At 70.3% G+C, this 15,196-nt stretch carries 15 protein-coding genes; 6 read left to right on the plus strand and 9 right to left on the minus strand.

Features of this window, described 5'->3' with window-relative positions:
* Positions 1-22: 22 nt before the first annotated feature.
* Positions 23-1,333 (minus strand): UDP-glucose dehydrogenase family protein, encoded by a 1,311-nt coding sequence (locus ACFSZT_RS03185; protein WP_377395197.1) that lies wholly within the window; start codon positions 1,331-1,333, stop codon positions 23-25.
* Between the two features lie 223 nt (positions 1,334-1,556).
* Between ACFSZT_RS03185 and ACFSZT_RS03190 the strand changes: the two genes are divergently transcribed.
* Positions 1,557-2,315 (plus strand): SDR family NAD(P)-dependent oxidoreductase, encoded by a 759-nt coding sequence (locus ACFSZT_RS03190; RefSeq protein WP_377395200.1) that lies wholly within the window; start codon positions 1,557-1,559, stop codon positions 2,313-2,315.
* A 10-nt stretch (positions 2,316-2,325) separates the two neighbouring features.
* Here ACFSZT_RS03190 and ACFSZT_RS03195 read toward each other — a convergent pair whose 3' ends face one another.
* Complete coding sequence (locus ACFSZT_RS03195; protein ID WP_377395203.1) at positions 2,326-3,963, minus strand: TM0106 family RecB-like putative nuclease; 1,638 nt, start codon at positions 3,961-3,963, stop codon at positions 2,326-2,328.
* A gap of 108 nt (positions 3,964-4,071) precedes the next feature.
* Between ACFSZT_RS03195 and ACFSZT_RS03200 the strand changes: the two genes are divergently transcribed.
* Positions 4,072-4,566, plus strand: a complete 495-nt coding sequence (locus ACFSZT_RS03200; RefSeq protein ID WP_377396291.1) for a DUF6474 family protein — start codon at positions 4,072-4,074, stop codon at positions 4,564-4,566.
* Between the two features lie 45 nt (positions 4,567-4,611).
* Here ACFSZT_RS03200 and ACFSZT_RS03205 read toward each other — a convergent pair whose 3' ends face one another.
* The 6 genes from ACFSZT_RS03205 to ACFSZT_RS03230 all read right to left on the minus strand — a co-directional run bounded on the left by ACFSZT_RS03205 (position 4,612) and on the right by ACFSZT_RS03230 (position 11,043).
* The gene (locus ACFSZT_RS03205) at positions 4,612-5,544 is read right to left on the minus strand and encodes a TauD/TfdA dioxygenase family protein (protein WP_377395206.1); all 933 of its coding nucleotides are present in this window, start codon (positions 5,542-5,544) and stop codon (positions 4,612-4,614) included.
* 149 nt (positions 5,545-5,693) lie between these two features.
* Positions 5,694-6,656 carry a glycine betaine ABC transporter substrate-binding protein gene (locus tag ACFSZT_RS03210; protein WP_377395209.1) on the minus strand — a complete coding sequence of 321 codons (963 nt, stop codon included), beginning with the start codon at positions 6,654-6,656 and terminating at the stop codon, positions 5,694-5,696.
* Positions 6,653-7,438, minus strand: coding sequence for an ABC transporter permease (locus ACFSZT_RS03215; protein WP_377395212.1), 786 nt, complete (start codon positions 7,436-7,438; stop codon positions 6,653-6,655). Before ACFSZT_RS03215 ends, ACFSZT_RS03210 begins: the two co-directional genes overlap by 4 nt.
* Positions 7,435-8,604: an ABC transporter ATP-binding protein gene (locus ACFSZT_RS03220; protein ID WP_377395214.1), complete on the minus strand. Its 1,170-nt coding sequence runs from the start codon at positions 8,602-8,604 to the stop codon at positions 7,435-7,437. The genes ACFSZT_RS03215 and ACFSZT_RS03220 overlap by 4 nt, the downstream gene beginning before the upstream one ends.
* Positions 8,597-9,244 (minus strand): ABC transporter permease, encoded by a 648-nt coding sequence (locus ACFSZT_RS03225; protein ID WP_377395217.1) that lies wholly within the window; start codon positions 9,242-9,244, stop codon positions 8,597-8,599. Before ACFSZT_RS03225 ends, ACFSZT_RS03220 begins: the two co-directional genes overlap by 8 nt.
* Positions 9,241-11,043, minus strand: a complete 1,803-nt coding sequence (locus tag ACFSZT_RS03230) for a BCCT family transporter (RefSeq protein WP_377395220.1) — start codon at positions 11,041-11,043, stop codon at positions 9,241-9,243. The genes ACFSZT_RS03225 and ACFSZT_RS03230 overlap by 4 nt, the downstream gene beginning before the upstream one ends.
* A gap of 247 nt (positions 11,044-11,290) precedes the next feature.
* Here ACFSZT_RS03230 and ACFSZT_RS03235 point away from each other — a divergent pair, with 247 nt between their 5' ends.
* Genes ACFSZT_RS03235 through ACFSZT_RS03250 form a run of 4 tightly spaced genes read left to right on the plus strand, consistent with a single transcriptional unit; the run spans position 11,291 to position 14,138 of the window.
* Entirely contained in the window at positions 11,291-11,815 is a 525-nt protein-coding gene (locus ACFSZT_RS03235) for a hypothetical protein (protein WP_377395223.1), read from the plus strand.
* 45 nt (positions 11,816-11,860) lie between these two features.
* The gene (locus ACFSZT_RS03240; protein WP_377395226.1) at positions 11,861-12,553 is read left to right on the plus strand and encodes a YcnI family copper-binding membrane protein; all 693 of its coding nucleotides are present in this window, start codon (positions 11,861-11,863) and stop codon (positions 12,551-12,553) included.
* Positions 12,550-13,113, plus strand: a complete 564-nt coding sequence (locus ACFSZT_RS03245; RefSeq protein ID WP_377395229.1) for a copper resistance CopC family protein — start codon at positions 12,550-12,552, stop codon at positions 13,111-13,113. Before ACFSZT_RS03240 ends, ACFSZT_RS03245 begins: the two co-directional genes overlap by 4 nt.
* Positions 13,114-13,115: 2 nt before the next feature.
* Positions 13,116-14,138: a copper resistance D family protein gene (locus ACFSZT_RS03250; RefSeq protein ID WP_377395232.1), complete on the plus strand. Its 1,023-nt coding sequence runs from the start codon at positions 13,116-13,118 to the stop codon at positions 14,136-14,138.
* 162 nt (positions 14,139-14,300) lie between these two features.
* On the opposite strand, the gene ACFSZT_RS03255 is transcribed toward ACFSZT_RS03250, so the two are convergent.
* Positions 14,301-15,188, minus strand: a complete 888-nt coding sequence (locus ACFSZT_RS03255) for a phosphotransferase family protein (RefSeq protein WP_377395235.1) — start codon at positions 15,186-15,188, stop codon at positions 14,301-14,303.
* Between the last annotated feature and the right edge of the window lie 8 nt (positions 15,189-15,196).

The following is a 15,196-nucleotide window of genomic DNA, read 5'->3' on the forward strand; positions in this document are numbered from 1 at the left end:
TAGGCGCCGAATGTTGGTTCGCTCAACTAACGGAAGTAGCGCTACCCACGGTCGCCCGGGGCCTGCCGATGCCCTGCCAGCACAGCCCGGCGTCCAGCACTGTACGGGGATCGAGCAGGTTACGCGTGTCGACGACCGTGTCCCCGTGCATCAGCTCGGCCATGTACGGCCAGTCGAGCCGCCGGAACTCCGGCCATTCGGTGAGCACCACCACAACGTCGGCGCCCTTGGCGACGCGGTACGGACTGTCGGCCACGAGCATGCCCGGCTGCTCGCCGGCCACCGCGGGGTCGTACGCCGTCACCTCGGCGCCGTGGGCACACAGCACCGACGCCACCGCCAGCGCGGGCGAGTCCCGCAGATCGTTGGTGCCGGCCTTGAACGCCAGCCCGAGCAGGCCGATCCGCGCGTCGGCGAGGTTGCCGCCCACCGCGCGCGCGATCTTGGCGATGACCCGGTCGCGTTGCGCGAGGTTCTCCGCGATCGCCGCGTCCAGCAGCCCGAAGCCGAAGCCCGCCGACTCGGCCATCCGCAGGAGCGCGCTCGTGTCCTTCGGCAGGCACGACCCACCCCAGCCGGGACCGGGCTTGAGGAACGACCGCCCGATGCGCCGGTCGTGGCCCATACCCTCGGTCACCGACTCGATGTCGGCCCCGAACCGCTCGCACAGCTCGGCGATGGAGTTGACGTAGGAGAGCTTCATGGCGAGGAAGCAGTTCGCGGCGTACTTGACGAGCTCGGCGCTGGCCGCGTCGGTCACGACGGCAGGAGCGTCCAGCTCGGCGTAGAGCTCGGCGACGCGCTCCGCGGCCCCCGGCGTGTCCGAGCCGACCACGATCCGATCCGGACCGAGGAAGTCCGAGACCGCCGTGCCCTCGCGCAGGAATTCCGGATTGGACACCACCGGCACGTCCGGCCGGTCCAGCAGGGCGCGGATCCGGCGCGCCGTACCCACCGGCACCGTCGACTTCGTGACCACCGAGCACCCGGACGGCAGGACATCGGCGATGGCCAGCACCACATCCTCGACGGCACGCAGGTCGGCCGCGCCGCCGGCACCCATCGGGGTCGGCACGCAGAGGAACACGGCGTCGGCATCGGCTACCACCTCGCGCGCCCGGACGACGAACGACAGCGTGCCGCCGGTCAGCCCGTGGGCGACGAGCTCGGAGAGCCCCGGCTCGAGAATGTCCACTCGTCCCGCGCTGAGCCTCGCGACTTTCGCCGCGTCGACGTCCACGCAGGTCACCCGGTGGCCGAGGCTCGCCAGGCACGCGCCCGTGGTGAGCCCGACGTATCCCGTCCCGACCACGACGATCCGAGCAGCACCCACGGCTCAGCTCCTCCCCGCTCCGCTCCTCGGACCCCACGGGACCCTGCGATGCTCACGTGTCGTCGCCTTCGCGCTCATACCTCGACGGTCACAGCCACAGTTGACCTCCGAGCGAACGCGAGGGGAACCAGCAGGCGGCCATTGGACGACGAATGGCCAGCGTGGCACCTGCGCGAACGAGCGTTAACCTGGTGCGCGTTCAGTCGTGTGAGAAAGGACGAGCATGCAGATCAGGGACACCGCGGCCATCGTCACGGGCGGCGCGTCGGGCCTCGGCGGCGCGACGGCCAAGGCACTCGCCGCGAGGGGGGCTCGCGTGTTCGCGTTCGACCTGGCGGCTTCCATCGAGAAGGCCGAGCAGGTCGACGGCGTCACCTACGTCGAGGCCGACGTCACCGAGCCCGAGCAGCTGCGCTCCGCCGTCGAGCAGGCGGCAGGCAGCGGCGTACCGCTGCGGATCGTCGTCAACTGCGCCGGTATCGGACCGTCGGCCCGCATCCTGTCGAAGAAGGGCGCCCACGACCTGAACCTGTTCCGCAAGGTCGTCGACATCAACCTCGTCGGCACGTTCAACGTCATGACGATCGCCGCCGAGGCCATCGCCAAGACCGAGCCGCTGGAGGACAACCAGCGCGGCGTCGTCATCAACACGGCGTCGGTGGCCGCGTTCGAGGGCCAGATCGGGCAGATCGCCTACTCGGCGTCCAAGGGCGGCGTCGTGGGCATGACCGTGCCCGCCGCGCGCGACCTGGCCTCGCAGGGCATCCGCGTGATGACGATCGCGCCCGGCATCATCGACACCCCGATGCTGGCCACCGTCAGCGAGGAGTTCCGCGCCGGGCTCGCCGCCGGGGTGCCGTTCCCGAAGCGACTCGGCCGCCCCGACGAGTACGCCCAGCTCGCCATCGACATCGTCGAGCACGACTACCTCAACGGCGACGTCATCCGGCTCGACGGCTCGCTGCGCATGGCACCGCGCTGAGCCGGCGCGGTTACAGATCCTCCATGAATGGGACATCGGCCATCGCCGGGCCGGACATCCACTCGCGCAGCGCGCGGGTGGCCAGCACATCGTCCTCGTTGTAGCGCAGCAGGCGCTCGCGCTGGTCGAGATCGGGCGGCCCACCGTCCATGCCGACGGCGTCGCGGTACCAGCGCATCGACGCCTCCCCGCCGGCTTCCGGGTCGCGCCACCGGAAGCCGGCGACGGGGGCGACCACCTTGAGCCCCTTGCCGTGCGAGCACAGGAACTGGTCGGAGACGCTGCGGAAGAGGTCGACCCACTCGTCGGACTCCACGAAGGCCTGCACCTCGTCGCGGGAGGGCATGCCGTCGCGGCCGGCGAAGCGCTCGACCGACGCGTACAGCCAGCGGTTCTCCGCGAGCGCGTTGTAGCAGTAGGCGCGGAAGGTGAGCCCGGCCGCGGCCGTGCGCGCCCGCACCTCCGACAGCCACGCCCAGAACTCCGCGAACGAGCGCGCCTCGTCGTCGGTCGGCAACGGCTGCCACGTGGCGAAGGCGCGGTAGCCGGGCTCGATGCCGATGTCGGCGCCGCCGAGGAGGCAGCCCCACAGGTAGGCCCCCGAGTCGCCGAAGCTCTCCATATCGATGTCGACCTCGACGTCGCCGCGCGGCACGCTCACCTCTGCCACCCGGCGCACCACCGTGAGATCGGCCTGCCACGCCCGGGCGAGCGCCACGGCGTCGACGAACGTGGTGCCGGTCCACTGGATCGGGGACTCGCCGCGCGGGTCGAGCACGGCCAGCTTGTCGACCGTCCCGACACCCACCCGGCGCAGTTCCATGGCGTCCTCGCCGCGCACCACCAGGCTGACGTCCCGGATGCGGGTGAGTTCCGCCTCGCACACCGGCCACCACGGGCAGCGCCGGCACTCCAGGATGCGCGACGGCTCGGCCAGGGCGTCGTCCTGCGCGGCGGCGGCACGCGCCACCGCGAGGCGGTCGGCAAACCGCTCGTCGTACTCGTCGAGCGCGGTCTTTCCGCCGGGCCACGTCGGCGCGTCGAGGTCGTACCAGAGGACGACGTCGGCATCCAGGCCGATCATGCCGCCGATCGCCCGGTCCGGTTCGGCCGCCCCCGCCGCCTGCAGCATCCGCCGCACGTGGGCGAGGCGCAACTGGTCCCGTGGATGCGAGCGGACCTTGCGCTCGGTGTCGGTGACGGCGTTCGACGGGTCGAGGTCGGTGACGGCGGTGGTGCGCGCGCCCTCGCCGGGGTCGGTGATCCGGTGCCGCACCACGAGCACGGGCACGTACCCGTCCTCCGTCCGCACGAGCAGCTCCGCGCCACCCCGGCGGCCCCCGTCCCGGTCGGCGGGCAGCAGGCCGCCCCAGATGAACGCCACGCCTTCCTCGAGGGCGGTCCGGGTAAGACCCGCACGGTCGGCAGGTGGCAGCTCGGCCGGGATCACCGCCCACGGCAGTTCGGTCGCGGCCTGCAGGCGCTCCGCGATCTCCGCACGGTGGGCGCGGGCGTCGGCGATCCGCTGCTCGGCCGCCGGGTCGGGTGGCGCGAGCGGCGCGTCACGCATCGTCGGGTCGTGATCGAGATGTACGCGCCTGCGGCAGCGGGTCACCACTCCCGCATCGAGTAACACCTCGTCAGCCATGTGTTCACTGTATGAGAGGGCACCGACACTCCCGGAGCCGACGTGCCCGGCGGCTCGGTGACCAGTAAGTTCAACGCCACCGACAGCGATCCGGAGGTGACCACGGCGATGGCGCGCAAATCCCGCAAGGCCGACCCCGCCGACCAGGCCGCGCACGAGACGGGACTGACGCCGAAGAAGGCCCGCAACGCCGTGAAGGTGGCGAAGGTGATCATCCCGGCCGCGGCCCCCGCTCTCGCGCCGCTCGCCGTCCGGGCGGCGGGCGCGGCACGCGAGGCCTACGACCGCTACCAGGCCCGCCGCCTGGGCGTGAGCGTCGAGCAGCTCAGCGAGTACTCCGGCCGGGGCGGTGGCCTGCTCGCCCGCATCGCGGGTGCCGCCGAGGGCCTTGCCCAGCTGCGCCGCTCCCCTCAGGTCACCGACGACGACCTGTCCTTCGCCCAGCGCAGCCAGGGCACCCTCGAACAGCTCACCGCCTCCGTGCGGGCCGCCGAACACATGCCGGCGACCCGCCGCAAGGCCGCGCACAAGGCGGTCGCGGGCGAGCTCGACCGCATCGAGAGCGAGCTGCTCCGCCGCCTCGGCGTGCGGATCAACGGGTGACGGCCACCCCGGCCGCCGCCGGGCCCGCCGGGGTGGCCACGCCGGTCACTCCGGACGGTCGCCCGCGATGGCCACGCGCTCGGCGACGCGGCGGTGCGGCGCGTAGTCGTTGACCGCGTAGTGCTGGGTCGCCCGGTTGTCCCAGAACGCCACCGCGTTCTGCGTCCACCGGAACCGCACCTGGTACTCCGGCACGTGCGCCTGGATGAACAGGTACCGCAACAGCCGGTCGCTCTCGTCGCGATCCATGCCGACGATGTGCGTCGTGAACGCCGGGTTGACGAACAACGTGCGCCTGCCCGTCTCGGGATGCCTGCGCACCACCGGGTGCTCCACCGGCGGGTAGGTGTCCTGCCAGCGCGCGAGCATCTCGTGATCGGCGAACCGTACGAAGCCGGGCACATAGTCGTGGACCGCCTTCAGGCCGTCGATCCGTTCCTTGATCTCGTCCGGCAGGTTGTCGTACGCGGCCGCCATGTCGGCCCACATCGTGTCGCCGCCGATCGGAGGCACCGTCACCAGCCGCAGCACCGAGCCCAGCGCGGGGTTGGGCCGGAAGGTGACGTCGGTGTGCCAGATGTTCTCGAACGCGGGCATGCCGGCGCTGCGGTCGAACCGGGTCACCTCGTCGGTGTCGCCGACCGGGATGAACGGGTTCGTCTCCAGCGGACCCCAGTTGCGCGCGAAATCCCGTTGCTGTGCGGGCGTGATGTCCTGGTCGCGGAAGAACAGCACCTTCCACTCCAGCAGCGCGCGGTTGAGCTCCTCGCGCAGCTCCGGGGTCAGCGGCCGGCCGAGATCGACACCGGAGATCTCGGCGCCGATCACCCGGCCCAGCGGCGTCAGCCGGAACAACTCGTACGGGCGGGACTCGACACCTTCGGGCAGCCGGCGCAAGACCCGCGGTCCTTCCAGGATGTCGTGCGCGGGCACCCGTGCTTCGCGCAGGGCGGACCGTCCGGACATTTCCAGGGTCATGTCGCGTTATTCCTTACTGTCAGAGGGAAAAGGCATCCGGATGTGCCTAACTCGGCGGGGAGCCGAGGCGGCCGCGCCGCAGGAGCAGGGCACAGATACCGGAGTGATCCCAGACAGCAGGCATGTCCTTGATATTGCCAAAAGGACCGTCAGCGAATGAAGCCCTTGTCCACCATCCAGTCGCGAGCCACTTGGGCGGCATCCCGGCCGTCGACGTCCACCTGCTTGTTCATCTCGATGATCTCGTCGTTGTTCAACGCCTTCGTCAGCGGCGCCATGACATCGGCGATCTGCGGGTAGCGGTCGAGGAACTCCTTGCGCAGCGTCACGGAAGCGTTGTACTGCGGGAAGAACTTCTTGTCGTCCTCGAGTACCCGCAGGTTCAGCCCGGCGATGCGGCCGTCGGTGGTGAAGACCTCTCCGAAGTTGCACGTGCCGTTCGCGACCGCGCTGTAGATGGCACCGGTGCCGAACGTCTTGCTCTGGGTCACGGGGAAGCCGTACGTCTTGCGCACCCCGGGCATTCCGTCGGGCCTGCTGGCGAACTCGGTCTCGATGCAGAACACCGCCTCCTGCGGGTTCCGTTTGAGGAAGTTCGTCATATCCGTGGTGGTGCGCAGATTGTGCTTCTCGGCGAAGGCCTCGGTGGTCGCGAACGCATAGGTGTTGTTGACCTCCGAGTACGGCAGCCACTCGATGCCGTTCTGCTCGAGGTCGGCCTTGCGCACCGCCTCGTACTGCGCCTTCTCCTCCGGCAACGGCTTGTCGTAGCCGAGGTAGGACAGCCAGCCCGTGCCGGTGTACTCCCACTGCAGATCGACCTGGCCGTCCACCAGCGCGTAGCGCGAGCTGTTGGAGCCGTGGATATTGGTCAGATCCACCGTGTTGGCACCGGCGGCCTCGAGGGCCAGCTGAGCCAGGTAGCCGAGGATCACCTGCTCGGTGAAGTCCTTCGAGCCGACGGTCACCTCGACGCCCTGCAGCTCGGGAACCGGCTTGATCGACCCCGGCTGCACGTCGAACGGGAGTGCGGCGTTGACCGTGAGCCCGCAGGCCGACGTCGTCACCATCAGCAGCGCGGCACCGAGGACCGCGCGCAGTTTGCGCCTCATGACAGTCCCTTCGGTCCCAGGAACTCCTCCGCCAGCGCGCCCAGCCAGTCGACGAGCAGCGCCAGGCCCACCGCCAGCACGGCACCGACCACCAGCACCGAGGTGCGGTTGAGCTTGTACCCGGTGTCGACGAGCTCGCCGAGCCCCCCGCCGTTGACGAAGAAGGCGAGCGTGGCCGTGCCGACCGCCAGCACGAGCGAGGTCCGCAGACCGGCCAGGATCATCGGGACGGCAAGCGGCATCTCGATGCGGAACAGCACCGCCGAGGACGACATGCCGATGCCGCGCGCGGCGTCCACCAGCGCCGGGTCGACGGACTGGATGCCGACGATCGTGTTGCGCAGCACGGGAAGCAGTGAGTAGAAGGCGATCGGCAGCGCGGCCGCCCACAGCCCTTCCCACCCCGTCCAGAGGAAGAACAGCACCAGCACACCGAGTGCGGGCGCGGCCTGGCCGATGTTGGCGATCGCGAGGAACAGCGGCGCCACCGGCTTCGCCCACGAACGGGTCAACACCGCGCCGAGCGGCACCGCGACACCGACGACGATGGCGGCGACCACACCGGTGATCACCAGGTGCTCCCACGTCTTCGCCCACAGCACGCCCGCCTGGATCGACTCGGCCTCGATGTCGTCCAGCGAGCTGGTGAACGCCCACGCCAGCACCCCGGCGACGATGACGAGCACCGCCGCGGGCTGCGCGAGCAAGCGGACCCGGTCGGCCCGGCGCGAACCGGATTCGGTGGAGAAGCCCTCGACCTCGGTCGTAGTGCTGGTGGTCACGACGCCGCACTCCCCGCGTCGTGTTCCTCGCGCAGCTGCTGCAGCACGTCGGTGACCGTCGTGATGTCGATCGTGCCGACGTACTCGCCGCGCGATCCGGTGACCACCGCGTTGCCGCCCTCGGACAGGATCGCCTCGAGCGCGTCCTGCAGGGTCGACTGGGTGCTCACGATGTCGCCGACCGGCCTGCCCGCGACGGCGAGCGAGCCCGCCGTCGACAGGTCGCGGATGTGCACCCAGCGCCGCGGACGCCGCCGGGCGTCCAGGACGAGCGCGTAGGTCTTGCCTGCCTCGTTCATCCGCTTGCGCAGTTCCGAGGGCGAGCTCTCCGATGCCACCACGGTGAGAGCGTCGTCGGCGTACTCGACGTCGCGCACCCGCAGCAGGGTCAACTGCTTGAGCGAGGCGCCCGCGCCGACGAATCCGGCCACCATGTCGTTGGCCGGGTTGGCGAGGATGGCCTCGGGAGTGTCGTACTGCTGGATCGTGGACTGGTTGCCCAGCACGGCGATCTTGTCGCCCAGCTTCACGGCCTCGTCGAAGTCGTGCGTGACGAACACGATCGTCTTTCGCAGATCCGACTGGAGCCGCAGCAGCTCGTCCTGCAGATTGCCGCGCGTGATGGGGTCGACGGCGCCGAACGGCTCGTCCATCAGCAGCACCGGCGGGTCGGCGGCCAGCGCCCGCGCGACACCGACACGCTGCTGCTGGCCACCGGAGAGCTGGCGCGGGAACCGGTCGCGGTACTCGGCCGGGTCGAGACCGACCAGGTCCATCATCTCGTCGACCCGGTCGTTGATCTTCTTCTTGTCCCAGCCGAGCAGCCCCGGCACCACGGAGATGTTCTGCGCCACCGTGAAGTGCGGGAACAGGCCGGCCTGCTGGATGGCGTAGCCGATCTTGCGGCGCAGCGCGTCGCCGTTGAGCTTGAGCGCGTCCTCGCCACCGATGGTGATGCGCCCCGACGTCGGCTCGATGAGGCGGTTGATCATCCGCATCGTCGTGGTCTTGCCGCAGCCGGACGGCCCCACCAGGATGACGATCTTGCCTGCCGGGATGGTCATGTTGAAGTCCTTCACCGCAGGCTCCCGCGATCCCGGGTAGCGCTTGGTGACGTTCTCCAGCTGGATTTCGACGCCGGAGACGCCGTTGCCGTTCTCAGCCACGGATACCTCTCGAAACGGTGAAACGAGCGATGAGGAAATAGACGCCCTCGAGCAGCAGCGCGAGGATCACGACGCCGATCGTGCCCGCCAGCGCCTGGTTGGTGGCGTTGGCGCTGCCGGCCCGGGTGAGCCCGGAGAACACCTCGCCACCGAGCCCGGGGCCCTTGGCGTACGCGGCGATGACGGCGATACCCATGAGCATCTGCGTCGAGACGCGCATGCCCGCCAGGATCGCGGGCCACGCGAGCCGCAACTCGACCCGCGTGAGCACCGCGAACCGGCTCATACCGATGCCCTTGGCCGCGTCCGTCACCGCCGGGTCGACCCCGGCGAGGCCGACGATCGTGTTGCGGGTGATCGGCAGCAGCGCGTAGAGCACCAGCGCGATCACCGTGGGCAGCGCGCCCAGCCCGAAGACCGGGATGAGCAGGCCCAGCAACGCGAACGACGGGATGGTGAGGATCGTGCTCGCCAGGGCCGTCGCCACGGCGGAGCCGATCGGGCTGCGGTACACCGCGATCCCGATCAGCACCCCGATGACGGCGGCGAGCAGCGTGGACTGCACGACCTCACTGACGTGCAGCCACGCCTGCAGCGACAGCCGATCCCAGCGATCGGCCACATATTCGAATAGGTTCACTTTCGGCGTGCCAAGAGACTCCTGCGCCGTGCCCGGCGCTCAGCTGCCCGTTCCTCGTGGATCTCTTCGAGGGACCGACGCATCTCGTCCTCCTTGAGGATGAGCGGGTCGCGGCGCAGGTCCCGCCAGACCGAGTAACACAACCCGATCATGACGAACACGAACGGCACAGCCACCAGGATTGTCAGGTATTGCAGGCCGTCGAGAGCGTTCTCCCCGCCGACCATCAGCATCACGGCCGCCACGGCACCCATCACGATGCCCCAGAAGATCACGACCCCGCGCTTGGGCTCGACCGATCCCTTCTGCGACAAGGTGCCCATCACGACCGACGCGGCGTCCGCGCCCGACACGAAGAAGATCGACACCAGGATCATCACGACCACCGCGATCGGCACGAACCACGGCAGGTTCTCGAGCATCAGGAACGTCGCTTCCTGCTCCGAGCCCGCGCCGGCGATGTCGATGCCGTTGCGCTGCTGGTCCATGGCGGCGCCACCGAAGATGGCGAACCAGATGAGGCTGACGACGCTGGGCACCGCGATCACGCCGACGATGAACTGGCGAATCGTGCGGCCGCGCGAGATGCGCGCGATGAACATGCCGACGAAGGGCGTCCAGGAGATCCACCAGGCCCAGTAGAAGACGGTCCAGCTGGCGAGCCAGTCCCGCATCTCCTGGCCACCGGTGGTGCCGGTGCGGCCCGCCATCTCGGGCAGTTCGCGGAGGTAGTCGCCGATGGCGTTCGGAACGAGGTTCAGGATCAGCACGGTCGGTCCGACGACCAGCACGAACACGGCGAGCACAGCGGCCAGCACCATGTTGATGTTCGACAGCCACTGGATGCCCTTGGCCACGCCGGACACGGCCGAGGCGATGAAGCAGACCGTCAGCAGCGCGATGATGCCGACCAGCAGGCCCGTGCCCGGGTTGTCGATCCAGCCGACCGCACCGAGGCCACCACCGACCTGCAGCGCACCGAGGCCGAGCGAGGCGGCGGAACCGAACAGCGTGGCGAAGATGGCCATGATGTCGATGGCCTTGCCGAGCGGTCCCTCGGTGCGGCGCTCACCGAACAGCGGCGCGAACACCGAGCTGATCAGCTGGCTGCGGCCCCGCCGGAAGGCGCTGTAGGCGATGGCGAGGCCGACGACCGCGTAGATGGCCCACGGGTGCACGGTCCAGTGGAAGAGCGTGGTCGCCATGGCGGTGTGGACGGCCTCGTCGGAGTTCGGCGCCGCGGTTCCGGGCGGCGGCGACGCGAGGAACGACACCGGCTCGTACACGCCGAAGAACATCAGGCCGATGCCCATACCGGCGCTGAACATCATGGCGATCCAGGAGGCCGTGCGGAACTCCGGCTTCTCCCTGTCCTGGCCGAGCTTGATGCGCCCGTACCGGCTGATGGCCAGACCGATCGCGAAGACGACGAACGCACTGGCCGTCAGGACGAAGAGCCAGCCGCCGTAGGGCACGACGGCGTCGAAGAGCACCGTCTCGGCCACCGTGGCGAGGCTGCTGGGAGATGCGATGCCCCAGGCGATGATCGCCAGCGCCAGTACGGCGGCGATCGCGAATACCGAACGGTCGGTCTCGGCCGGCTTCTCGGCATCCGAGGCGGGCGCGACGTTCTCGTCCGCTGGACCGGCGGGGCCGGTGTTCTCCGGCGGGTTACTCGGCTCCGTCGCCGGCCCCTGCGGGTCGCCCGCGTCGCCCACCGGCTCCTGCGGGTTGCCCGGCTCGCCGTTTTCCACCACCGTCCGGGCTGCCGACTTGTCTTCCTCAGACTCTGCAGACATAAGCACGCGCCTTTGAGCCGGCGCGGCCTCCCTTCTACTCGTTAACCCGGTCGGGCTAACACCTTAGGCCCTGCACAACCTGCCCGATGGAGGTATGTGCAAGCGCGGACCCCTGACGCGCACATACCGTTACCTATCGAGGGGCAATCGGCAACCGGATCGACCAGGAATGTTGCGGATTTTCGACAACCGCAATACGACTCGATCGGCCCACCGTGCACGCGCTGGTGTCCCATACCCTGAGCGCATGAGCAGGCGTTCGCAACTCCACCGGGCATTGAGTACCGCCCGTGGCGTCCTGCTCGCCGTCAGTTCCGCCGCGCTCTCGGTGACCGCACACGGCCTCGCGGGCGGTGGCGTGCCTCACCCCGCGACGACGTTGTTACTCACCGTGTTGATCGGCTGGGTGGGCACCGCTGCCGCCGACCGCACCCGGGGAACCCGCGGCATCCTGCTCGTACTCGGCTGCGGCCAGATGGCCACTCACCTGTTGCTGGCCGAACTGTCCGGCCACCCCGGCGAGCCGCCGACGATGCTGGCCGCTCATGCGGTGGCCACGGTGCTCACCGCGATGTTGCTGGCCCATGCCGAGTCGATGCTCGCCGTGGCGCTGGCGGCCCTGCGGCGGCTGCTACCGCTCGCCCTCCGGCTCGCGCCGGTTCCGTCCGCGCCGGCTCTACCGACGCTGGCGCTGCCCGCCGGGGCCACGACGGTGGTCGAGGTCGTCCTGCGTCGGATGCACGGCAGGCGTGGACCTCCCGCACTCTCCTGAACTCTCACTTCACTCCGCTTTCACGTTTTCAGGAGAGACATCACTATGTCGACAAATCGATCGTTGCGGCGTGCGCTCGTCGTCGCCGCCGCGGTGACCGGCACCACGTTCGCCACGGCAGGCGTGGCGGCAGCGCACGTCACGGCCGACGTCTACGGCGAGCAGCCCGAGAAGGGCGGCTACGGCGCGGTCGTGCTCCGCGTACCCAACGAGGAGCAGCAGGCAGGCACCACCAAGGTCGAGGTGACCGTGCCCGCCGAGTACAGGATCAGCAGTGTCCGCACCCGGCCGGTGCCGGGCTGGACGGCCGAGGTCACCAAGTCCGACGTCGTCACCAGGATCACCTGGACCGCACAGCCGGGCCACGAGATCCCGGCGGGCACGACGTCGTACCAGGAGTTCAGCTTCGTGGCCGGCACGCTGCCGGAGAACGTGGACACGCTGGTGCTGCCGACCACGCAGACCTACTCCAACGGCGAGGTCGCCCGCTGGGAGGAGGAACCGGCCGGTGACGCGGAACCGGAGCATCCGGCACCCACGGTCACGCTGGCCGAGCCATCCGGCTCCGGGCACGGGCACAGCTCGACGCACCCCGAAGGTGAGCAGGCACCGGCCGCCGCGAACACGACCGACGACACGGCTCGCTGGCTCGGCGGTGCCGGGCTGGCCGTCGGCGCGCTGGGCCTCGGCGTCGGCGCCGGGGCGACCCTGCGGGCCAGGAAGAAGGTGCGCGCATGAGGCGGCTCGCCATCGTCGCCGTGCTGGCCGCGCTGGCCCTCGTCGGCACGGCCGGCCCCGCGACCGCGCACAACACGCTCATCTCGTCCGACCCGGCTGAGGGCGCCGCGCTGGACACCCCGCCGAGCTCGATCACGCTGACGTTCGACCAGGAGGTGCAGGACGCCGACGTCAACGAGGTCGCGGTGACCGGTCCGGGCGGCGGCAGCTGGGCGGAAGGCAGCGTGCGGGTCGAGCGCAACGTGGTGACCGCACCTGTGCGCCCGCTCGGGCCGGCCGGTGAGTACGTCATCGGGTTCCGGGTGCTGTCCGCCGACGGGCACACGGTCAGCAAGGAGATCCGGTTCACACTGACGAAGCCGGGTCCCGGTGCCGACAGCGCCGCGCCCGCGTCGTCGGCGGCGCAACCGGCGAACCCGGCCCGGCCCAGCGAGCAGGCGACCGAGACCGCCGGCTCGCAGGGCATCCCGGTGTGGGTGTGGATCGTCGCCGCGGCCGTGCTGCTCGCCGTCGGCGTGACGGTGGCCCTGCGCATGGGCTCCGGCCAGGAGGACCGGTAGCCGTGACCCGATCCGGGACCACCTCGCGCCCCCGGGCCGCGGCCCTGGTCAGCGTGCTCACCGCGGGTGTCGCGGGCGCGCTGATCGGCGTCGCGCTGACCGCCGCCACCCCGGTGAGCGGGGTGACGGCGGTCGACGAGGTGGTCTCGGTCGGCATCCCCGTCGTGCGGGTGCTGATGAACCTGGCCGCCGTCGCCGCCATCGGGCTCGCGTTGCTGCCCGTGCTGGTCGGCTACGACCGGCCGAAACTGTCCGGGCCCGTGCTCGCGACGGCGCGGCCTCCCGCGGTGGCGGCGGCTCTGGTGTGGTGCGTGGCGGCACTGGTCACGCTGGTACTGCAGACCGCCGAGTACCGGGGCGGCACGGGCGGCGTGGGATTCGGCGACATCCGCGGCTACGTCGCCGACGTGGCGGCGGGCAAGGCGCTGCTGATCGTAGCCGGGCTGACTCTCGGGCTGGCGGTGCTGAACATGCTCGCCGTGCGGCACGGCGAGAAGGTGCCCGCCGAGGTGCGGGTGGGGCTGGGGCTGTTCGCGCTGCTGCCGCTGCCGGTGACCGGCCACGCGGGAGGCTTCTCCCTGCACGACTACACGATGATCTCCATCGAACTGCACGTCATGAGTGCCGTCGCCTGGACCGGCGGGCTCGGCGCGGTCGCCTGCCTGCTCGCGACCAACCGCGCAGTGCTCGCCTACGCCCTGCCCCGGTTCTCCAAGCTGGCCACCCTCTGCCTTGGTCTCTCGGCCGCGACGGGGCTGTTCAACGGCGTCGTGGAGCTGGACCTGGCCCCGACCATGGACCTGTGGACGGCCCTAATCGGCACCGGCTACGGCAGGCTCGTGCTGCTCAAGGCGGCCTGCCTGGTCGCCGTCGCGGCGTTCGGCGCGTACCTGCGCTGGCGGCTGCTGCCGCAGGTCGTGCGTCACCAGCGGACGGCACTTGCCAAGTGGGCCACCCTGGAGCTCACGGTGATGGGTCTGGCGTTCGGATTCGCCGTCGTGCTCGCCCGGACTCCCGTCGCCTGAGCAGCGCCGATCACGCAACGTCGCAATTTTCGGCACGTATGGCGCAATTCCTGGCGCGTTCGTGGTGATCGGTCGGGCCGAAACTTTAACGCAGAGCAACCGTCATTACTCCAAACGCCGAGCGGTCCGATCTTGTCGTTGAATGAAAGGAATCCGGCGCGATCAGCGGTACCGGACCCAGCGCGTGTGCGTGCGCCCGGCGCGGAGATCGTCCAGCCGGCGCCGCAGTTCGTGCCGGACCGACGGGTGACTCCGCATGATCGGCAGCACGCTCGTGGTCAGTTTGAGCTCCCGGGCCGCCCGGAGCACGGGGAAACCCTCCCAGGTCGTGACGTCGAAGCCGTACGTCCGCGCGAGCGCCCGGTACCAGCCGGGCGGGTCACCGAAGCGTTCGTGGCCCACCGCGAGCGGGGTGAGGTCCCACTCCGGCGGGCCCGCGCACGCCGAGTCGAAGTCGCACAGAACCGGCCCGTCCGGGCCGACGATCACGTTGCCCGGGTGCGCATCGCCGTGCACGAGCGCCGGAGGCAGCGGGAACGTGAGCCGCGTGAGCGCGGCCTCGACCTCGGCACACCGGTCGAGCAGGAACGCGCGGTCGTCCGGGTCCAGCTCCTCGGCGTCGGCGACCCTGGCCCGGACGTCGGTCAACGGCGACCAGGGGCCGAGCCCCTCGGGCACCGGCAGGGCATGCACCTGCCGCAACAGCGAACCCAGCTCCGCGGACGTCGCCTGCCTGCCGGTGGGTTGCACCTTCTCCCACACCGTCACCACGTGCTCACCGACGTGGACGGGCTGCTCGACCCCACCGACCAGCCGGATCGCCGGCACACCGTGGCACGCGAAGTGCCTGGCCACCGTCACCACCTTGCGGGCCCGGTGCCGCAGCGTCCGGGAGCCGACGATCCGCACCACGACCGGATCGCGCGCCAGCGAGTACACCGCGTTGTTGGTGAAGCGCAGCAGTGTCGCGCCGCGGTGGTCCAGCCCCAGCCGGGCACACGTCACGCGCAGCACGTCATCCAGCTTTTCCCTGGTGAACCGCCCGTCCAAGGCCCCAC

Origin of the sequence: Prauserella oleivorans, assembly GCF_042685745.1 — a bacterium.
Lineage (GTDB): Bacteria > Actinomycetota > Actinomycetes > Mycobacteriales > Pseudonocardiaceae > Prauserella_A > Prauserella_A oleivorans.